Annotated in this window: 21 protein-coding genes; 7 read left to right on the top strand and 14 right to left on the bottom strand. The window is 36.8% G+C overall.

What is annotated here, in order from left to right:
- Positions 1–32 precede the first annotated feature (32 nt).
- On the top strand, positions 33–347 hold the full coding sequence (locus AACL18_RS02920) for a Rieske 2Fe-2S domain-containing protein (protein WP_339051302.1): 315 nt from the start codon (positions 33–35) through the stop codon (positions 345–347).
- Positions 348–464: 117 nt separating this feature from the next.
- Here AACL18_RS02920 and AACL18_RS02915 read toward each other — a convergent pair whose 3' ends face one another.
- From AACL18_RS02915 to AACL18_RS02905, 3 genes are all read right to left on the bottom strand, one after another.
- Positions 465–716 (bottom strand): hypothetical protein, encoded by a 252-nt coding sequence (locus tag AACL18_RS02915; RefSeq protein WP_339051300.1) that lies wholly within the window; start codon positions 714–716, stop codon positions 465–467.
- A gap of 8 nt (positions 717–724) precedes the next feature.
- Positions 725–1,021 carry a hypothetical protein gene (locus AACL18_RS02910; protein ID WP_339051298.1) on the bottom strand — a complete coding sequence of 99 codons (297 nt, stop codon included), beginning with the start codon at positions 1,019–1,021 and terminating at the stop codon, positions 725–727.
- Positions 1,022–1,238: 217 nt separating this feature from the next.
- A complete protein-coding gene (locus tag AACL18_RS02905) occupies positions 1,239–1,796 on the bottom strand; it encodes a hypothetical protein (protein WP_339051296.1) in 558 nt (185 codons plus the stop codon).
- 183 nt (positions 1,797–1,979) lie between these two features.
- Here AACL18_RS02905 and AACL18_RS02900 point away from each other — a divergent pair, with 183 nt between their 5' ends.
- Positions 1,980–2,870 carry a class I SAM-dependent methyltransferase gene (locus tag AACL18_RS02900; RefSeq protein WP_339051295.1) on the top strand — a complete coding sequence of 297 codons (891 nt, stop codon included), beginning with the start codon at positions 1,980–1,982 and terminating at the stop codon, positions 2,868–2,870.
- 144 nt (positions 2,871–3,014) lie between these two features.
- On the opposite strand, the gene AACL18_RS02895 is transcribed toward AACL18_RS02900, so the two are convergent.
- From AACL18_RS02895 to AACL18_RS02875, 5 genes are all read right to left on the bottom strand, one after another.
- Positions 3,015–3,875, bottom strand: a complete 861-nt coding sequence (locus AACL18_RS02895) for a DoxX family protein (protein ID WP_339051293.1) — start codon at positions 3,873–3,875, stop codon at positions 3,015–3,017.
- A 25-nt stretch (positions 3,876–3,900) separates the two neighbouring features.
- Positions 3,901–4,722, bottom strand: a complete 822-nt coding sequence (locus AACL18_RS02890; RefSeq protein WP_339051291.1) for an NAD(P)H-hydrate dehydratase — start codon at positions 4,720–4,722, stop codon at positions 3,901–3,903.
- A gap of 120 nt (positions 4,723–4,842) precedes the next feature.
- Positions 4,843–5,787: a glutathione synthase gene (gene gshB / locus AACL18_RS02885; RefSeq protein WP_339051289.1), complete on the bottom strand. Its 945-nt coding sequence runs from the start codon at positions 5,785–5,787 to the stop codon at positions 4,843–4,845.
- Between the two features lie 3 nt (positions 5,788–5,790).
- A complete protein-coding gene (gene gshA / locus AACL18_RS02880) occupies positions 5,791–7,101 on the bottom strand; it encodes a glutamate--cysteine ligase (RefSeq protein WP_339051287.1) in 1,311 nt (436 codons plus the stop codon).
- Positions 7,102–7,224: 123 nt separating this feature from the next.
- Positions 7,225–8,016, bottom strand: coding sequence for an ankyrin repeat domain-containing protein (locus AACL18_RS02875; RefSeq protein ID WP_339051286.1), 792 nt, complete (start codon positions 8,014–8,016; stop codon positions 7,225–7,227).
- Positions 8,017–8,175: 159 nt separating this feature from the next.
- Between AACL18_RS02875 and AACL18_RS02870 the strand changes: the two genes are divergently transcribed.
- Complete coding sequence (locus tag AACL18_RS02870) at positions 8,176–10,134, top strand: APC family permease (protein ID WP_339051283.1); 1,959 nt, start codon at positions 8,176–8,178, stop codon at positions 10,132–10,134.
- Between the two features lies 1 nt (position 10,135).
- Positions 10,136–10,594, top strand: a complete 459-nt coding sequence (locus AACL18_RS02865; protein ID WP_339051282.1) for a DUF721 domain-containing protein — start codon at positions 10,136–10,138, stop codon at positions 10,592–10,594.
- A 129-nt stretch (positions 10,595–10,723) separates the two neighbouring features.
- On the opposite strand, the gene AACL18_RS02860 is transcribed toward AACL18_RS02865, so the two are convergent.
- The 6 genes from AACL18_RS02860 to AACL18_RS02835 all read right to left on the bottom strand — a co-directional run bounded on the left by AACL18_RS02860 (position 10,724) and on the right by AACL18_RS02835 (position 16,925).
- A complete protein-coding gene (locus AACL18_RS02860) occupies positions 10,724–11,368 on the bottom strand; it encodes a hydrolase (protein WP_339051281.1) in 645 nt (214 codons plus the stop codon).
- 246 nt (positions 11,369–11,614) lie between these two features.
- Complete coding sequence (gene era, locus AACL18_RS02855; RefSeq protein WP_339051278.1) at positions 11,615–12,493, bottom strand: GTPase Era; 879 nt, start codon at positions 12,491–12,493, stop codon at positions 11,615–11,617.
- A 128-nt stretch (positions 12,494–12,621) separates the two neighbouring features.
- Positions 12,622–13,311, bottom strand: a complete 690-nt coding sequence (gene rnc / locus AACL18_RS02850) for a ribonuclease III (RefSeq protein ID WP_339051277.1) — start codon at positions 13,309–13,311, stop codon at positions 12,622–12,624.
- Positions 13,312–13,340: 29 nt separating this feature from the next.
- Entirely contained in the window at positions 13,341–14,117 is a 777-nt protein-coding gene (gene lepB, locus AACL18_RS02845; RefSeq protein WP_339051589.1) for a signal peptidase I, read from the bottom strand.
- Positions 14,118–14,140: 23 nt separating this feature from the next.
- Positions 14,141–15,934, bottom strand: a complete 1,794-nt coding sequence (gene lepA / locus AACL18_RS02840) for a translation elongation factor 4 (RefSeq protein ID WP_339051276.1) — start codon at positions 15,932–15,934, stop codon at positions 14,141–14,143.
- Positions 15,935–16,253: 319 nt separating this feature from the next.
- Positions 16,254–16,925 carry an alpha/beta fold hydrolase gene (locus AACL18_RS02835; RefSeq protein WP_339051274.1) on the bottom strand — a complete coding sequence of 224 codons (672 nt, stop codon included), beginning with the start codon at positions 16,923–16,925 and terminating at the stop codon, positions 16,254–16,256.
- Between the two features lie 485 nt (positions 16,926–17,410).
- Here AACL18_RS02835 and AACL18_RS02830 point away from each other — a divergent pair, with 485 nt between their 5' ends.
- The 3 genes from AACL18_RS02830 (at position 17,411) to lysA (ending at position 19,711) form a co-directional block, all read left to right on the top strand.
- Positions 17,411–17,914 (top strand): DM13 domain-containing protein, encoded by a 504-nt coding sequence (locus AACL18_RS02830; protein WP_339051272.1) that lies wholly within the window; start codon positions 17,411–17,413, stop codon positions 17,912–17,914.
- 400 nt (positions 17,915–18,314) lie between these two features.
- Complete coding sequence (gene lptM, locus AACL18_RS08120; protein ID WP_422395892.1) at positions 18,315–18,458, top strand: LPS translocon maturation chaperone LptM; 144 nt, start codon at positions 18,315–18,317, stop codon at positions 18,456–18,458.
- Complete coding sequence (gene lysA, locus AACL18_RS02825) at positions 18,458–19,711, top strand: diaminopimelate decarboxylase (protein ID WP_339051271.1); 1,254 nt, start codon at positions 18,458–18,460, stop codon at positions 19,709–19,711. The genes lptM and lysA overlap by 1 nt, the downstream gene beginning before the upstream one ends.
- Positions 19,712–19,721 lie beyond the last annotated feature (10 nt).

Here is a 19,721-nt window from a genome sequence, read left to right as displayed (position 1 = left end):
GTCTTCTGCAATGCTATACTAAAGGAGAGAAAATGACTAATTGGGTTGATGTAATCGATGCTGCCAGTTTTCCAGTGGATACTTATCAAGTATTTGACTGGAATGGCTTATCTTTATTGATTTTCAATCTAAATGGCGAATTTTATGCCATAAAAAATCTCTGTACACACGAAGATCAATCACTTGAAGGCGGCGAGATAGAAGGAGAAGAAATTATTTGTCCTTGGCATGGCGCTGGTTTTTGTATTAAAACGGGCGCTGCAACCCGTGCCCCTGCTTTTACTGGTGTCAAAACCTTCCCTGCTCGATTAATCGATGGCAAAGTCCAAGTCGCCATAGATGTTTAAACTCTAATGTAAATTCGACTTAAATACGATTCTTGATCGCCTGAGTTTTTAATTCTGGTATGCAATTATCACTTTCTGCCTTACCATTAAAAAATAACTGTTTAGCGTGAATGGCTACTAAAGAAGTAACCTGATTGAATTTAGCTCTTTTAATATTTTTATTTTTTCTTTTATATTTTCCAATCGCGATTTATTTTTTGAATTCTCTTTTTCAAGTAATTGAATTTCTTGCTTAAGACATTCTTTTATTTGAAAATCTTCGCAAGAAGATTTACTGGGGTTCTTAAAGAATTCTTCAAAAACTCTCTTTAACGTATGTATAGCCAATTCTAAATTTTGAATAATTGGATGGGTTTCTTTTTCTTGCAATCTTAATTCTAACAAGCGTCTTTCGAAAAGTTCAGGTCTAAATGTATTTCTTTAGTTGATAGTACTTCTATTTTCACTTCTTTGGTTAATTTTATGTAACCATAGTAATGTACTTTTCGATTAATTAATTTAATCTCACCATCAATAAGTAAACGGATCATTTTTATCACTGCTATTTTTTTCATTGCATCTTTTGCCGCTATAAAAATCAGCAAGGAGGCTTTCAAATTATCAACCTCAGTTATAATTTTAACAATTTGTGCTTTTAATTTTAAAATTTTTTCAGCATAAAGTGGTCTCAGCAATTTTTGAGCTATCTTGCTCTAAACTAGGAAAAGATTGTGCTAACTGTTCACTGTTTGCTTGGATCCGGTATGCGACACATGCTCTACTTTTTTCATTTATTATTCCTTTAATAAACCTGCAGGAAAAATTTCTAGTTATTTTCTGTCAATTAGATAACATTTCACTTTAAATGCATATAAAGAATTCTTCTTTTCACTTACTTACATTTTTAATTGGCTAAGTCCTTTGGCCTTTTTCACTAGTAGATGAAGTTCCAGGTTTTAAAACCTCTTTGGAATCTTTTGAAAGTGCATCAAAAAAATCAGATAAATCGGCTGAGAAAAGTCCTAAGGAAGTGCTATTACTCGATTTATGTTTTTTTTGAAGTTCTTCTTGCTTTTTTTCTGCGTCGACATTAGTTTCAGAAATATCCGATAAATCTAATTTGCTTATATCTATTCCTTTTAATATTTCTTTTGACAAGGGTAGTTTTTCTAACTCAACATTGGAGGTATGACTTCCTGATATATAAGGCTTTTCATTTTTTTTAAAAGAAGATGGAATATATAATTCGTCATACTTTTTCCCATTAATATAATATGTTGTTGAACCACCATCTCTTAAAACTTCCCTATTATAAATGTTCACTGTTTCCCAATCGGTGGGCTCTTGCTTCATCCATAACTCTGGATCAGAATCAGTGATCAAAAAAAAAGCGTCGTTTTTGTTGTTAATGTTCGCTTTAAATAAATGAATTGGTTTAGGTTTTTTTTTATTTTCTGAAGATTTTAGCATTTTATTTACCTCTTTTTAATTTAATTTCTTTATCTATAAAAGCTTAACATAATTTATAAATTTCTATATTAACATTAAGTTAAAAATTTTATTTCAGTTGCAAATACAAAGATATTAATTGTTTTATATTTACAAATTTTTTAATTTATTTATAATTTGCTCTCATTTAAAAGGGATTTTAACATGATTAAAAAAGACTGGGATCCTGCCAAGTATACTCAATGTTCTGATTTCCAATATAATGCTGCGATAAAATTTTTAGAGACTTGCTCTTTTAAAAGCGGTGCTTCTATTCTGGATATTGGCTGTGGTAATGGAAAAACAACGCATTACATTGCATCACAGCTTACTTCTGGACAAGTAATCGGGATCGATAAATCCGCTGACATGATAAAATTTGCAAAAACACATTTTAAACGAGATAACCTAGATTTTCAGGTTACCGATATTAAACGATTAAATTCTACAGCTAAATATGATGCTGCAGTTAGTTTTTTTTGCATCCCCTGGGTTACTAATAAAGCATTAGCCTTTCAAAATATTGGAAAAGCGCTGAAAAATGGAGCCCCTATCTATATCCTCGCGGCCGTTTATGAAAAAAGCCAGGCGGAACTAATCACTCATTTGACACAAAAGTTACATTGGCATAAGTATTTTAAAAATTATCAATCCCCTTTTTGCTATTTGAATGATACAAATTATGCTCTTTATGCTGAATTTGTAGGGATCAATGTTAGCTCGGTAGAAAAATTGTATATTCCACATGCATTCAAAAATAGAATAGAATTCCATAATTTTTATTTAACACTGGTGCCGCAAATCTCTTACCTTGTTGACGAAAGTAAAAAAAATAAATTTGCTGACGAACTTTTAGAGGATTATTTTAAAATCAAAGGAAATAGGGAATATAGTGTCACTATTGAAACAATCAAATTTTGCGGACAAAAATCAACTTGCTCAGTGGGTTTAAACCGCTCTATTTCTAGATTAAGTTTTTTTACAACGCCCGTAGCTGATAATGAAGAATATGAACCTCATAATTATCCAAAATTTCTTAGATTAAATGGGGGATAAATTTTCATACCGCTTAATTTTTAAACAAACTTTACGACATCAGTCATATTAACGTGTTCAAAAGCTTTTACACATATTTTTACACAGCTTCATCACAGAAACTGTGAATTGCTCGTTTGGTTTTCTTTCTAATTTGCATGTTCATTAAAAGCTAATTTTTTTATATGAAAGTTTCTTATCCGATTCCATGACTCCCATTAATCTTTTTAGCCAAAAGGGTAAATTAAACTTCCTATCTAAAACACCATCGATAGAAAACTCATCGGCACCTAATACAACATAACTCAGAATAAAAACGCTCCACATAACTGGATATTCCCAGCCTCCACCGGGTAACGCCCAAATAAAGCCCTTTAAAAAATGATGTCCAATAATTGTTGCCATAATTAAATATAAGGAGGTGCCTAGCGCACCAACGCGGGTTAACAAGCCTAATCCTAATGAAATGACGCCTGCTAATTCGCATAAGCCTGAAAATCTGACGAAAAAACTAGGATCGACAACATTTAAGTGTGCGAAAGCGCTTACATCAGCTCGAAAAGGGATGCGTCCGGCAAATAATTTTTCAGCACAATGAGCAATGAGATCAAACCCTACGTATATTCGAATAAAACTAAGATGCCATTCATATGCAGACATATTAAACATTTCTTGAGGTTTCCCCTGCAAGATAATAGGTCGTTGTTTAACATCATGATAAGCAATATAAACAAATAAAATCACTAAACACAGTAGACTCATAATGACAGGGATCATAGGAATAAAACATTTATGTAAACCTAAAATCCGTAACACGGCTAGTACACTAAACGTTGCAAACAAAAAAGGAACGCATAAGTAACGATACATCATACACAATGCTATAATGCCGCATAAACTTAACATAACAATAAAAAAAATCGGATTAGCAGGAACTCCATGCGCAGTAAAAGCAAGTATGATTAAACTTAAAAAAAAGCCAATAATGGCAACTCTAACCAACGCTGAATAGTATTGCTTGTGCATAGTTGCTCCATAAATTAAATTAATCTCAATTGATAAGTTGATATAAATACGGTATTAAATCACTGGCTAATAAACCTCGTTCACCATTTTTTGCCGCCGCCCTATCACCTGCCAGTGCATGTAAATAAACACCACATTCTGCTGCTTGTTGTAAGGTAAAATGTTGTGCCAAAAGTCCACCGATCACGCCACTTAAAACATCCCCCATACCTCCACTGGCCATGCCTGGATTCCCAGCTAGACAAATTCGTAGTGATTTGTCTGTACAGATTAAACTACCCGCACCTTTGAGCACCACAACACCGCCATATTTTTTTTGTAATGCTTTAACTGCCTTAATTCGATTTGCTTGAATTACTTTTACAGTACAGTCCAATAAACGGGCGGCTTCCCCCGGGTGAGGCGTTAAAATCCAATTGTCTGATTTTTTACACTGTTTCGCCAATAAATTCAAAGCATCCGCATCCAATACTTTGACTTGTACAGCCGTTAAAATGCGCGACAATAATTGCTTTGACCAACTTTTTTGACCTAAGCCGGTTCCTAATACGATGACATTGACTTTTTGCATTAAAGGAATAAGGTCTTTGCCAGTTTTAACTGCATGTGCCATGATTTCAGGACGTTCACAGATTATGGCAGTAATCGATTCTGCTCGAGTGGCCACACTTACTAAACCTGCACCTACGCGTAATGCAGCTTCAGCCGCCAAACGCGCTGCTCCTGTCATGCCGTGATCACCACCCACTATCAGCGCATGGCCAAATAAACCTTTATGCGCGTCTCTGCGTCGTGGTTTTAATAGTTGCTTAAAATCTTCAAACTGTATACTTGGGGGTTGTATCAACTTAGGATCCTTTTACTGAATAATCTATTTTTATGCGTCATTACAAACAGCGAGGTACGCGACATCTAGACATTCGTTCGCCATATCAGTGATTTTTCTATACTAGGATAAAAAACAGGATTATGCGTTAGGAAAAATCGCATCGATAAATTGCGCACTGATATTAATATTACATTGCGCATCGATTTCACGCACACCGGTAGGGCTGGTAATATTAATTTCGGTTAAATAATCGCCAATCACATCTAAGCCAACAAGTATTAACCCTTTTTCTCGTAAACTAGGACCTACTTGTTGACAAATCCAAACATCGCGTTCGCTTAATTTAATGGCTTTACCTTTTCCACCTACGGCCAAATTTGCTCGCGTTTCACCGGGTGGCGCGATACGTGCCAAAGCATAAGGAATAGGTTCGCCATTGATCATAATAATACGTTTATCTCCAGCAAGCACTTCTGGAATATAGCGCTGTAACATCATATAAGATTGATTGTTAGTGGTTAAGGTTTCTAAGATGACATTGATATTGGGATCACTGGTACGCAATCTAAATACTGACTGACCACCCATACCATCCAAAGGTTTAGCGATAATATCTTGATATTCCAACAAAAATTCTTGTGCGGCATGAATAGTAGATGTCACTAAACTGGGAGGACAACATTGTGGAAAATTTAATGTAAATAATTTTTCATTAAAATCACGCAGACTTTGTGGACGATTAGCAATTAATACGCCTTGTTGCTCTGCTTTATCCAACAATTGAGTCACATAAATGTACTGCATATCTATTGGAGGATCCTTTCGCATTAATATCACTGATAAACTTGTGAGTGGAGCAATAGTTTCCTTATCATAAGAAAACCAACTTTTTTCATCATCCTTGACCTGCAATCTGCGCATACGCGCATAAGGCTTTTCATTAATCAAAAAAAGATCGGTAACTTCCATGTAAAAAATTGGCCAATGACGTTGTTGTGCCGCTAGCAATAAAGCCAATGTCGTATCTTTTTTTGGATTAATCCCGGCTATGGGATCCATAATCACGCCAAGTGCCTTAAGCATGGTTTACTCCGCTTGCTTTAAAACTTCAGCTTGTTCGCGTGCCGCCGCTAATAAAGCTAATCGTGCAATCACACCGTAAACATAGAACCGATTCGCGCATTTGCCTTTTTGTTGTCCGCTATGGTCTGGAATATTACAGGCTTGCACAAAAGGCAAAGGTTCAAATTGCATACCGGGTGTATTCAGATTATCGCTAACGCCACGACCGGTGTGAACACGATAAAATCCACCGACGACATATTGTCCGAGCATATAAACTACGGGCTCTGCCACTGCAGCATTCCATGTTTCAAATGTATATACCCCTTCTTGAATTATTACCTTATTGATCGGCCGGCTACCTTTAGAAACCATCATATCACTACGTTTTTTGCGGTTGAGTTGTTGGATTTCTTCTACTTCATGAATAGATAACACACCCATGCCATAAGTACCTGCATCCGCTTTAATAACCACATAAGGTTTTTCTTTAATATGATAGTGATCATATTTTTTTTGTGTTGCTTGTAATATTTGTTGGCTTTTTTCTAGCATGCAATCTTCACCTTCGCGTTGCATAAAGTCCACACCCGTACAATATGAAAAATAAGGTGTAATTAACCAAGGATCTATATTTAATAATTCTGAAAATTCTTTGGTCACTTGCTCATAGTGATGGAAATGATTTGATTTTAAACGACGATGCCAACCTAAATTAACATTTGGTAAAATAGATTGTTTTATTCCATGTAATATTTTAGGAATACCATTGGCTAAATCATTATTTAATAAAATAAAACAAGGCAAAAAATCATTAACTTTAATATGATCGCCCTGACGGTGGATGGGTTCTAATGTTATTGAGCCGCCTGACTCTAGCCTAATCTTTTTGTTTGCTTCGATGTCTTCTAATAAGGATCCGATTTTTACTTCAAAACCAGCTTTACTCAAAATATCTTGTAATGTGAAAAGATTTTCGAAATAAAAATTATTTCGAGTATGATTTTCAGGAATCAATAAAATACGTAAACATCCTGGTGCTAAGCGCTCTAAGGTTTCTTGTGCTGCTTGCACGGCCAATGGAATAAAATCTTCACTCAAATTATTAAACCCAGCAGGAAACAAATTTGTATCCACTGGCGCTAATTTAAATCCGGCATTGCGTAAATCGACGGAGGAATAAAAAGGAGCCGGTGTTTTACGCCATTGCTCACGTAACCAATTTTCTATCGCTGTTTGCGCAGTCAGTAAGCGCTGTTCTAACTGATGCAGCGGTTCTAAGCAATGTGAAGCCAGACATGGGATCTCATATCGATTATTTGACGATGTAGTCATCTAGTTAACCCCCGAAAGAAAAAGAACTTTTTTAGCCTATCTTAACTAAAGTACAAAAAAAGTCCTACCCAGGATTGCAAATTTATTTCTCTTTCTATCAATCAAGCCTACGAAAATCAATGTTTATTTGACTAAGTTTGCTATAACTGCTTCTTCTGGCTGCTGCTCATCGATTCGTGGTGAAGTCTTAGAAAAAAAGAATTGGGCAAGCTTTTTTACTTTTTTAGGACTGGGTACCCCTTCGACTGCTCCTTCTACAAAGCCTTGATTCATTGGCTTATTAGCCAGTTTTTGAATTCGTTCATCCCAATAATCAATAAGTACTTGCATAGTCAAGTCAGGTTTCTCAGCCTTTGGATCTAACACAGTCTCTATGAACGCTTTTCCCATAATAGCATCATTATTTTGATCAACAATCCATAAAGGTGTTTCACCTTTGTGATTCGAAATATTAGTTGAGGCACCTTTCTTTAAAAGTAAACTCACAATGGGAAAATAGTCTTTTCGCGTGGCAATATGCAGCACTGTATCACCAACAATATTTTTATTATTAATATTAGCGCCGTTATCTAAGCATTCTTTTACTCGCAATACACCGTTTGGATTAACTGCTTCATGTAATTGACTATCTTTGAATAAAGCATCTAGTTTTTCTAAAAGCTGATCTAGAGGTAATTTATTTATCGGTAATATGAAGACTTTACTCGCCTCTTTTGGATAAAGGATCGCCATAGTTCCGGTTTTAACATCATATTGAGATAAAAATATTTCGACATTATCTTTAATTTCATTAAATTCCTCAATACTTGATATATTTGGAAATTTAAGTTTATAAAATGACGTAAGATCATCCTCAAGATAACATTTTTGTTGAAATACTTTGGTTAATAATTTATTGATGTCCGTGATAAACATATTGATGTCCTTATTTAAAATAATTATTGCAGTAATCCAGATAAACAAGCAAAATTGTGCTCGCATAATTAGTATACACTGAATCAAGTTTTGAGAGAGCGACTTCAAAAACCATGCTTAACCGGCTATAGTAGCTTTTTATTCAGACTCTGCATGAGCATGACTTTTTTTCAACGTCTAGGTCGTTTTTTGCTCGGTAAACCCCGCAATCCTTTAAATCCAAACGCGCAACGCAATATTGCATTAGTAGCCTTTTTAGCCTGGGTAGGTCTCGGTGCAGACGGTTTATCATCTTCTTGTTATGGTCCTGAAGAAGCATTTATTGCTTTAGGCCCGCACTATAGTTCTTTAGGCCTGTACATTTCTATCGCTACGATATTAACCGTATTTATTATTGCGCTGGCTTATAATCAGGTCATTACATTATTTCCTAGCGGTGGCGGTGGTTATAAAGTAGCCACGCAGTTATTAGGCCCCCATGCCGGATTGGTTTCCGGTGCAGCACTCATTGTCGATTACGTCTTAACCATTACCATATCTGTAGCAAGTGGTATCGACGCCTTGTTTAGTTTACTGCCCCATTATTTCTTGAGTTATAAACTGTTATCTGCTGCGTGCGTTATTATCCTACTCATCGCACTTAATTTGCGCGGCATGAAAGAATCAATTAAGGTGCTAATGCCGATTTTTTTAGGATTTGTCGCTACACACTTTTTTTTAATTATTTATGGTGTCATTACGCATAAAAGCACTTTACCTAACGTGTTTTCTGACACCTTAAGTAACACCTTGGAAATGTCAAAGCAAACGGGTTGGCTATTTATTATTGCCCTTTTATTACGCGCATATTCTTTAGGAAGTGGTACCTATACTGGGATCGAAGCCGTTTCCAACAATGTGAATCGACTTATGGAACCGCGTGTACGAACCGGCAAATGGACCATGTTTTATATGGCGCTTTCCTTAAGTTTTACCGCGGGTGGAATTATATTGTTGTATTTACTCTGGCATGCACATCCTGTGCATGGTCAAACCCTGAATGCGGTGGTATTTCATAAGATATTAGGCGATTCTGCACTTGCAAAAGTGATGTTAACCGTAACTTTATTACTTGAAGCAGGTCTATTATTAGTCGGCGCGAATACGGGTTTTTTAGCCGGCCCGGGTGTGTTAGCAAACATGTCGATCGATAGTTGGTTACCAAATCGTTTTCGTCATCTTTCTAGCCGTTTAGTCACACAAAACGGCGTTATTGTGTTTGGTATTGCTGCACTCCTTATTCTTTGGCTGAGTGGTGGTCGTGTATCTTGGTTAGTCATTCTTTATAGTATGAATGTGTTCTTAACCTTTTCTCTTTCAATTTTAGGTCTGTGTGTATATTGGATAAAACACAGAAGTAATGCCTCACCGCATTGGTTAGGACGTTTATTTTTTTCAGCTTTTGCTTTTCTAGTCACCTTTAGCATATTGATCATCACACTGATATCAAAATTTACGTTTGGTGGCTGGGTAACCGTACTGATCACAAGTTTTGTTATTTTCATTTGTCTGTTAGTTAAAAAACATTACACGATGGTATTTAATAAATTACATGATATCGATTTACTGATGACCAGCACACCTTTAAAGGTGCCTAGTGTAGTCACGCCTTTGCAACCTAAAGAAGCTACCGCTGTGATTATGGTGGGTAGACACCGAGGTATTGGTTTGCATAATCTATTATGGATATTGCGCATGTTCCCTAATCATTTTAAAAATTTCGTGTTTGTTAACGTCGGCATTGTCGACGTAGAAAGTTTTAGTGCCAAAAAAGAATTGACCGCCATGCAAAAAAGCACCGACGAAATGTTGGATTATTTTGTAACCTATTGCCAAGAACAAGGCTTAGCGGCAAAGGGCTACACGGCTTACGGCACAGATCCAACCGAAAAATTAACCAATTTATCTAAAAAAATCATTAAAGAATTTCCTCATTCAATCTTTTTTGCCAGCAAATTGATTTTTAGTAAAGATAACTGGATAACTCGCTTATTGCATAATGAAACAGCGATCATGCTACAAAGACGTTTACACTTATTGGGTGTACAACTGGTTATTTTACCCATGAAAATAGATTAATATGATCAAAAAATCCGCTCCGGAAAAAACGCCCGTGAATATCTTGCAACAAGATCCCGAAAGCATTTTAGCGTTCATTCAAAACAAAGTGCAGCAGCTAACTCAACTGAATCAAATCTGGCAAGTTGAAATCCCTGCTGAGCTAAGCGAGCATACGCGTGTCGCTAATTTCCGTGACGGTTATTTAATCATCGAGTGTGATAGTGCAGCCTGGGCTACGCGTTTACGTTATATATTGCCAGATATAACCCAAAAATTACTTAAACATCCTAATTTTCGCGATTTAACGCATATTGAATGGAATATACAACCTTTGTTTCACGCACAGAATACACAATTAAGCCAGCTTCCTCCCACACTATCCAGTGCTAGCGCAGAATTATTAAAAAATGCTGCTGATACTATACCCGTTAAATCTTTACAAGAGGCTTTATTGCGTATTGCTCAGCATGAAAATTGATTTATTTTCTAAGCCTACTATTTTTGTCATTACGAACGCAGAAGGCGCGCAGCAATACATAGCTGGCCACAGCTTCACTGACGTTCTGCCTCCATGACGGTCTATTTTAGTTTTTCTATGCAGAGAAATTTATTTTGGGTTTTTACTAATGATAAGATTTCCGTAAGGAACTAAGCGTTCTTCGTATAAATCAGCTAAAGCTTTACCTTCTGCATGGCGCCAATCTCGCTGTAATTCTGCGGATAAAGCAAACCAACTGGTTAATATAGCCCCTGCATGTACCATGCGCGTTAGTGCAGCATCACGTACTGCCGTATTAAAAGTTCCTGATGCATCTACTACGACATATACGCTATAGCCTTCACTCAACGCAGAGAGGGTTGGAAACGCCACACAAACATCAGTGACAATTCCAGCTATGATAAGTTTTTTTCGTCCGGTTGCTTTAACCGCATCAACAAAATCTTTATTATCCCAAGCGTTAATTTCACCCGGTCTGGCGATGTAAGCAGATTTAGAGAATTTTTCTTTTAAATAAGGGAAAATTGGACCATTAGGACCTTGTTCTTGACTGGTAGTTAATACCACCGGCAACTTATACAATAGCGCAACGTCAGCTAAAGCTAAGACGTTATTCTTAAATTCGTCAAAATTATAATCTCGGACTAACTGAAATAAACCGGTTTGGTGATCAACCAACAATAATGCCGCATTATCCTTTGATAATCGATTATCTCCAGCTTGCTTTTTCGCACAGACATTAGCATCTTGCATTTTTACCTCCATGACAAAAACTTAATACTAGTCAGCTAACAAATGCGTTAAGACTCATTGTAAATGATAGGAGACTATAACACGATATAAAAAATTATCCTGAACTTACGCGAAAAATGAAATTTTGCCGGTAGGGCGAGGCGTCAACTTTTCGAGGAACAGAGTTTATTCAAGGATAAATGCGTACCGCAGATAAAGTTGACAACAAAGCCATACCGCAAAAGAGAGTTTTTCGCGTAAGTCCAGTTATAAACTCCCTTCTTCTTCTGACCATCCTGCTTTTACCTTTACCCAGAGCTCTAAATAAACTTTTTTGCCAAAACATGTTTCCATATCCATGCGTGCCTCAGTGCCAACTTTTTTGAGCAGCTCACCATTTTTACCGATAATAATGGCTTTCTGACTGGATCGTTCTGTCCAAATGATGGCTGAAATTTTAATGATTTTTTTTTGCTCAGCAAATTGTTCAATACTGACCGTTAACCAATAAGGTAACTCTTCGTATAAACTACGCATCAATTTTTCACGGATAAATTCTGCTGCTAAAAAACGTTGACTTCGATCCGTGAACTGATCCGCTGGATAAATAAATTCAGCGATGGGTAACGCAAGCGCTATCACTTTTTCTAATTCATCAATATTTTTATCTTTTTGTGCTGAAACAGGAACGATAGCTAAAAAAGACATTTTCTCAGAACAGGATTGTAAAAAAGGGAGTAAACGAGTCTTATCTTTTATTTTATCTATCTTATTAACAATTAGTATCACTGGATGTTCTTGTTGCTTTATACGTTCTAGAATAGCATCATCGTCAGCAGTCCAACGATTGGCTTCGACAACAAAACCAATAATATCGACATCGATTAAGGCATTAATAGCCGATCGTACCATCGCTCGACTTAAACGACGTTGAGTATTAGGATGTATTCCAGGCGTATCGATATAAATTGATTGCGTCTGCGCTTCAGTTTTAATTCCTAAAATTTGATGCCGAGTCGTTTGTGGTTTAGATGAAGTAATGGTTAATTTTTCACCTAAGATTTTATTCAGTAAAGTAGACTTACCGACATTTGGACGACCAATAATGGCTATGGTGCCACAATGAGTGTCTTCTAAGTGTTTCATACTCTTCGTACTTGAATTTTTGTCTGTGTTGCCGCTCAATTCGCAATCCTCATGGTTATTATATAAAGAATCTCGTTTAACAACGCAGCATTTACCAAAAATTCAATTGCTGTATGTATATCATTGTATTAGGCTTTATAGATTGATTCCAATTCAGCTAAAATTTTTTCTGCGGCTTTTTGCTCGGCGCGACGCCGACTACTGCCTATTCCTACGGCTTTATTAGGCAACCCATGCAGTTGACATTCTACTTTAAAGGATTGATTATGAGCAGGACCATCTAAGGCTAAAATAGTGTAAACAGGTAAAGCTAATTTTTTTGCTTGCAAATACTCTTGTAAACGAGTTTTAGGATCTTTAAGATCTGGAATGGTTTCGACATTTTCCAAGCGATTTTCATACCAACGTAGTATGCAGGTTTCACAAGCCTGAAAGCCACCATCAAGATAAATAGCACCGACAACCGCTTCCATACCATCGGCTAAAATAGACTTACGCTGCGCGCCTCCCGTTTTTAATTCTCCAGCGCCTAAACGTAAATAGTTTCCTAATTCAAATTCTTTTGCGAGATCGGTCAAGGTTTCGCCACGCACCAGATTAGCACGCAAACGGCTTAACTCACCTTCACGGGCTTTAATGTTTTGACGAAATAAAGCGGCGGCAATAACAAAATTAAGTACGGCATCGCCTAAATATTCTAATCGTTCATTATTTTTATTGCCACGAAAACTACGATGGCTAAGTGCATCTTCCAATAGTTCAGGATTCTTAAATCGATAATTTAATTTTTCACATAAGGTTTCTATTTCTGCTCTCACTATGGCCTCTTAAAATTAAAAAACTCCAACTAATGGATATGCATTCCCAATCGATTCCAACGTACCCGGTGCTGCTCGTTATCCCAACTAAAAAATACCCACATAGCTTTGCCGATAAGATCTTTTTCAGGGACAAAACCCCAATAACGGCTATCTAAACTATTGTCTCGATTATCACCCATAACAAAATAATTGCCTGGTGGTACATATACTGAAAAATCCGTCGCTAATTGGTCAGGACGTAAATAAATATCATGTTGCACACCTAATAAATTTTCACGCTTTAACAACACCGACCATTTTTCATTCGCACCATCTTGATCGGTTTGCTTTCCGAGTAAGGTTTGTGGAGCAAGCTGACCATTGATGGTTAAGACTTTATCTTTATAGCTTATAAGGTCGCCAGGTAAACCAATCACGCGTTTAATAAAATAAGTTGATGTATCTCTCGGCCATAAAAACACTACAATATCACCACGTTTAGGTTCACCGATGGAAATGATTTTTTTATGTAATACGGGTAAGCGTATGCCATAACTAAACTTATTTGCAACAATAAAATCACCTATCAGTAGATCGGGTTTTTCTGAACCAGAAGGAATACGAAAAGGTTCGGCCAAGAAAGATCGCAACAATAAAACCAAGAGTAAAATTGGGAAAAAAGAACGCGCATATTCAATGAGCACCGAAGGATGAGCAATTTTTTTTCGTTTTCGTATGGGTGCAAAAATCAGTATATCCACCAAAGCAATCGCACCCGAAATGACTACCGCCGTCGTCAAAAAAAATTCAAAATTTAAGCTCATCATAGTTACTCTATTAATTAGGATTATTTCTTCTCGAGTTGTAACACCGCTAAAAATGCCTGTTGTGGTATCTCCACTCGACCCACTTGTTTCATGCGTTTTTTACCGGCTTTTTGTTTTTCTAATAATTTTTTCTTACGCGAGATATCGCCGCCATAACATTTAGCAATAACATTTTTACGTAAGGCCTTAACGGTTTCCCTTGCAATAATATGACCACCTATCGCGGCTTGTAATGCGACTTCAAACATCTGACGAGGAATGAGCTCTCTAAGTTTAGCCACCAATTGACGGCCTCGATATTGTGATTGACTGCGATGTACCACTAAGGCAAGGGCATCGACTTTATCACCATTAATTAGAATATCCAACTTGATTAAATCCGCTTCTTGAAAGCGAATAAAATGATAATCCAGCGAGGCGTAACCCCGGCTTAAAGATTTTAAGCGATCGAAAAAATCTAAAACCACTTCACTCATTGGTAATTCATAAGCGATAGATACCTGTTTACCCGTATAGAGTAATTTGGTTTGCACGCCACGACGCTCATTACAAAGCGTTATTACTGCGCCTAAATAAGTCTGTGGCACTAAAATATTCGCCAAAACTATAGGTTCACGCATCACCGCAATCAAATTGGCCATTGGTAAATCGGCAGGATTATCGACAAGTAATGTTTCTCCCCGCGTTGTCACTATCTCATAAACAACAGTGGGCGCGGTAGTTATTAAATCGAGACCATATTCTCGTTCTAAACGCTCTTGAACTATCTCCATGTGCAACAAACCAAGAAAACCACAGCGAAAACCAAAACCTAAGGCTTCGGAAGTTTCAGGTTCATAAAACAGGGATGAATCATTTAAACTAAGTTTTTCTAAAGCCTCGCGAAAATCAGTAAAAGCTTCGGTATTGACCGGAAATAAACCGGCAAATACCTGTGGGTGAACGCGTTTAAAACCAGGTAAAGGCGCACTGGCAGGTTTCGAAGTATGGGTTAAGGTATCTCCGACGGGCGCACCATGAATATCTTTAACACCCGCAATAACAAACCCCACCTCGCCGGCATTTAATCCTTCCATTTCTTGTCGTTTTGGCGTGAAAATTCCGCATTTATCCACGATGTAACTGCGCCCAGTAGACATTACTTGGATCTTGTCACCTACTTTAAGCCTGCCATTTTTTATGCGTACTAAAGAAACGATTCCTAAGTAAGTATCAAACCACGAATCGATAATGAGTGCCTGTAAAGGTTCCTGCACATCACCTTGCGGTGGTGGAATAACATGTATGAGTCGTTCTAGCAGTTCTAAAATGCCGAGACCTTGTTTTGCACTTACTCTAACTGCATCTTGAGCAGGTATGCCAATAATTTCTTCAATTTCCTGAATAACGCTTTCTGGATCAGCTTGCGGTAAATCTATTTTATTTAATACCGGTAAAACTTCTAAACCTTGTTCAACAGCGGTATAACAAACAGCCACGGTTTGCGCTTCAACCCCTTGAGCGGCATCCACAACTAACAACGCCCCTTCACAAGCGGCTAAAGAACGCGATACTTCATAAGAAAAATCCACATGCCCTGGCGTATCGATAAAATTTAACTGATAACGCTGTCCGTCGAGAGCAGTATAATAAAGCGTCACGCTTTGTGCTTTGATAGTAATTCCGCGTTCGCGTTCTAGATCCATTGAATCGAGTACTTGCTCGGACATTTCTCTTTCCGTCAAGCCCCCGCAAACTTGTATTAATCTATCGGCCAAGGTCGATTTTCCATGATCAATATGAGCAATAATAGAAAAGTTACGAATATTTTGCATAATAGTGTGATAACGCCTTAAACTATATTAAATGTCGCTTATTTATTCGATAAGGCGAAAGAGTATAACGGATTTATGCTCACAGCAATCGGATTTTTGTCATGTGCCGCGAAGATAGGCAACCCGCAATGTATTCAAGGTACATGAAATTATAAATTGAGCAGCAATACAATCAAAAATTTAAGTGCGAAGCATATACTCACAGCAATCGAATTTTTGACTAGGCGCCGAGAAAATGAACAACCGCAGTGTATTCAAGATATATGAGGATTGCGAATTGAGCGGCAACACAGTCAAAAATTTAAGTGCGAAGAGTATATTATTTTTGTAATCGTTGTTGTAACCATTGCGTAATATCCATAATTTCTTGTGGACAAACACTATGACCTATTGGGTAACGATTAAACTGCACACGGTAAGCTAATTTTTTCAAGCAATTATAAGAAAATTCGCCTAAGGCCGGTGCAACCACATTATCTTCATCACCATGTGCCATAAAAATAGGTGTTGATTTATTCGCGTCACTGGCTTCTTTTTCTAAAAAGTGATGTAAAGGTAAATAGGTTGATAAAGCCAAAATACCTGCCAAAGCATGCGGATAACGTAAAGCAGTATATAATGCCATTGCCCCACCTTGAGAAAAACCTGCTAAAACAATTCGACTAGCAGGAATACCTCGTGCCATTTCTTTTTGCATTAATTCAAATAAACTCTCTGCAGCAGCACGAATACCACTCTCATCTTCAGGCGAACCAAACGTTAGACCATGTATATCGTACCAAGCTGGCATTTTCACGCCACCATTGAAACTTATTGGCCTCACGGGTGCATGAGGAAAAACAAAACGAAAGCCTGTGCTTAAGGCAACAGCTCTAGCCATATTGGCCGAATCATGACCACTGGCTCCTAAGCCATGTAGACAAATGATACTGGCAGAAGGAGTTTGGATCGGATTAAACTCTAAATAATCTAATGGCTTTTGGTTTTCCATTGTGAACCTCATAAAATTAAGACTGTTTTTTACTATATTGTTTAGAATAAAAAATCACTTATATTTTCAGTATATACTGCTCCTTAATATTTTTAAATTTTCCCTATTTGGGTCAATAATGAGCAAGTAAGCATAAAAAACACAGTAATCACTTTCAAATTAGATCGAAATCGTATATTTAATAACCTGCTGCAATTGAATTAGCCAATTCCAATCCTGATTGCGCTCGAAAAAAACAAACGTTTTCATCGATCTGAATTGATGCAAAACAGAAATCAAATAAAGGTCAATCTATAAGTCCAGCCACAGACAAATCTGCGTAATAATGACAGCTTTATAAAAATTAACCATCCCCTAAAGAATGAACTATGGAGGGCTAATCTAAGAAAATAGTAAAAGCTTGAATATTCCATTAAAATATTTTGGATGGGCGGTTAAATGCTCTGTATTTTTAGGGCTCAAACTCAGCATTGTCAGGAGAAATAATGACTAAAAAAGCTAATGTTCGCTTATTCATTGCTTGTCTGCTTGGTTTTCTGGCTGGACTCGCAGCCATGGTTATTGCCTACCCTTTTATTTTTCCACCTCCTATCTTAAATGAAAAACTTATCCATGCCGAAACTAAAACTTTAATCGCTAAAGGTAATTTTATTCATCCCAATCCAAAAGATTTTATCCATTATGGCAAAGGGTCTGTCAATGTTTATAAAGCAAAGAATCAGTATGAGATCTTTCTTAATAAGGATTTTAAAGTCGGTCCTGGGCCTGCTTTCCATATTTTTTTATCTGATGCTAAAAATATTAAAACCAATACCGCCTTTAAAAATTCAAAAAAATATGATTTAGGTATGTTAAAAAGCTTTCAAGGTAGTCAGATTTATTCGATTCCAAATCATGTCAATCTATCCGAAATAAAATCCGTTGTTATTTGGTGTGTTTCATTTTCACAACTCATTACTTCAGCTGATTTAAAAGAAACAACTTTATAATTGAAAAGCAGGTTCTAAACTAATTTATGCTATGCATTCAAGAGGCCTGCATCTAGCGAACTTAGCTAAAAAACTGTAATGTCATGCTCTCTTTTTTATCACGGTAGTCGCATTACCCTCAAGTCTAAAAATATTTCCTTCATCTCCACCCACATAATTTTTTTTGCCGTTTTGTTCAAAAAAATAAGCTAGATTGAACTGGACTTGGTTGGCGGCCGTCATAAGATTAAGTATACTGTTTGGGTTTCACAAAAAAAATCCCCTATAATAACGATAAATTTTTATACTATTTTTCTTAAGTTCTTATCCTCTCATGAGGACTTAATACAAAAATTTTTTATCTAAGGCGAGTTTTTCAAAAAATTATTTTTTTTATAGCTTCTTTTAACTTTTAACCATTATGTCAACAAAATATTATCGATGTATTTTTTATCTAAGTATTGTATTTCTCTTAACCGGCTGCGGACAAATGGGGCCTTTATATTTACCTGATCAAAAACCACCGGTTTATATCCCTCATCATTTTGCTAAATCTTCATCATAATGTCTTTTCATTATTCAAACCGAGAATTACACGTAGAAGAAGTCCCTATTACAAACATAATGGCCGAATTTGGTTCGCCATGTTATATCTATTCACTGGCTATTTTACAGCGACAATGGTATGCATTTAAGCAACTATTGCAAAACTCACAGCAAATTTGTTATGCAGTTAAGGCCAATTCTAATCTTGCCATTTTAGCGAATCTAGCAAAATGGGGAGCAGGGTTTGATATCGTTTCAGGTGGAGAACTCGCTCGTGTCATGCAAGCGGGTGGAGACGTTAAAAAAACAGTATTTTCCGGCGTAGGTAAAACCAGCGAAGAAATAAAAACGGCCCTACAGGCGAATATTGGCTGTTTCAATGTTGAATCCCCGTCAGAATTACTCCGAATCGAAGCCATTGCAAAAGATTTGCATAAATTGGCCAACATTGCCTTACGTATCAACCCTAATATAGACGCAAAAACTCATCCGTATATTACCACTGGTTTAAAAGAAACCAAGTTTGGCATGAGTGCAAATGACGCCTTAACACTTTATCGTCACGCAGCAACATCGCAGTATCTAAAAATCCAGGGTATTAGCTGTCATTTAGGTTCTCAACTCACCACACTCGACCCTTTTTTACAAGCTATTGAGCAGTTGTTAGATCTTACCGAACAATTAGAAAAGGAAAATATTGTTTTAAAAACCATTAATTTAGGTGGAGGTTTAGGGGTCCCCTATCAACAAGAAAAAGTTCCAACGCCGCAAGAATATTGTCAGCAAATTTTAGGTGCATTAAAAAAAAGAAACGCTACATTGCAATTAATCATCGAGCCAGGCCGCATTATTACCGCGCAAGCTGGTATACTTGTAACAAAAGTTGAATATCTTAAAACAAATAGCGATAAAAACTTTGCTATTGTTGATGCCGGCATGAACGATCTTATTCGCCCTGCGCTTTATCATGCTGAACAAAATATATTCCCTATAATCCAACGTTGCGATCTACCTGAAAAGAATTATGATGTTGTTGGCCCTATTTGTGAAAACAGCGATTTTTTAGGTAAAACCCGTCCATTGCTTATACAAGCAGGCGATTTTTTAGCTATTATGGATAGTGGCGCCTATGGTTTTTCTATGAGTTCCAACTATAATTCCAGACCGCGAGCCACAGAAGTTCTGGTCGATAAAAATCAACGCTTTTTAATTCGTTCACGTGAAACCTTAGAGCAATTATGGCAAAACGAAAAGCTTCTCTCTACAAACTAAAAATTTTTTG

The organism is Rickettsiella endosymbiont of Xylota segnis (assembly GCF_964019545.1).
Classification (GTDB): domain Bacteria; phylum Pseudomonadota; class Gammaproteobacteria; order Diplorickettsiales; family Diplorickettsiaceae; genus Aquirickettsiella.
This window is presented reverse-complemented; position numbering and strand designations above follow the sequence as displayed.

Excerpts from the sequence above, each read along its gene's own strand:
- era (WP_339051278.1), bottom strand. The coding sequence starts at position 12,493 with ATGAAACACTTAGAAGACACTCATTGTGGCACCATAGCCATTATTGGT.
- AACL18_RS02860 (WP_339051281.1), bottom strand. The coding sequence starts at position 11,368 with ATGCAAGATGCTAATGTCTGTGCGAAAAAGCAAGCTGGAGATAATCGA.
- AACL18_RS02900 (WP_339051295.1), top strand. The coding sequence starts at position 1,980 with ATGATTAAAAAAGACTGGGATCCTGCCAAGTATACTCAATGTTCTGAT.
- lptM (WP_422395892.1), top strand. The coding sequence starts at position 18,315 with ATGTCAACAAAATATTATCGATGTATTTTTTATCTAAGTATTGTATTT.
- AACL18_RS02830 (WP_339051272.1), top strand. The coding sequence starts at position 17,411 with ATGACTAAAAAAGCTAATGTTCGCTTATTCATTGCTTGTCTGCTTGGT.
- lepA (WP_339051276.1), bottom strand. The coding sequence starts at position 15,934 with ATGCAAAATATTCGTAACTTTTCTATTATTGCTCATATTGATCATGGA.
- gshA (WP_339051287.1), bottom strand. The coding sequence starts at position 7,101 with ATGACTACATCGTCAAATAATCGATATGAGATCCCATGTCTGGCTTCA.
- AACL18_RS02865 (WP_339051282.1), top strand. The coding sequence starts at position 10,136 with ATGATCAAAAAATCCGCTCCGGAAAAAACGCCCGTGAATATCTTGCAA.
- AACL18_RS02875 (WP_339051286.1), bottom strand. The coding sequence starts at position 8,016 with ATGTTTATCACGGACATCAATAAATTATTAACCAAAGTATTTCAACAA.
- AACL18_RS02870 (WP_339051283.1), top strand. The coding sequence starts at position 8,176 with ATGACTTTTTTTCAACGTCTAGGTCGTTTTTTGCTCGGTAAACCCCGC.
- gshB (WP_339051289.1), bottom strand. The coding sequence starts at position 5,787 with ATGCTTAAGGCACTTGGCGTGATTATGGATCCCATAGCCGGGATTAAT.
- AACL18_RS02895 (WP_339051293.1), bottom strand. The coding sequence starts at position 3,875 with ATGCACAAGCAATACTATTCAGCGTTGGTTAGAGTTGCCATTATTGGC.
- AACL18_RS02905 (WP_339051296.1), bottom strand. The coding sequence starts at position 1,796 with ATGCTAAAATCTTCAGAAAATAAAAAAAAACCTAAACCAATTCATTTA.
- lepB (WP_339051589.1), bottom strand. The coding sequence starts at position 14,117 with ATGAGCTTAAATTTTGAATTTTTTTTGACGACGGCGGTAGTCATTTCG.
- AACL18_RS02920 (WP_339051302.1), top strand. The coding sequence starts at position 33 with ATGACTAATTGGGTTGATGTAATCGATGCTGCCAGTTTTCCAGTGGAT.
- AACL18_RS02835 (WP_339051274.1), bottom strand. The coding sequence starts at position 16,925 with ATGGAAAACCAAAAGCCATTAGATTATTTAGAGTTTAATCCGATCCAA.
- lysA (WP_339051271.1), top strand. The coding sequence starts at position 18,458 with ATGTCTTTTCATTATTCAAACCGAGAATTACACGTAGAAGAAGTCCCT.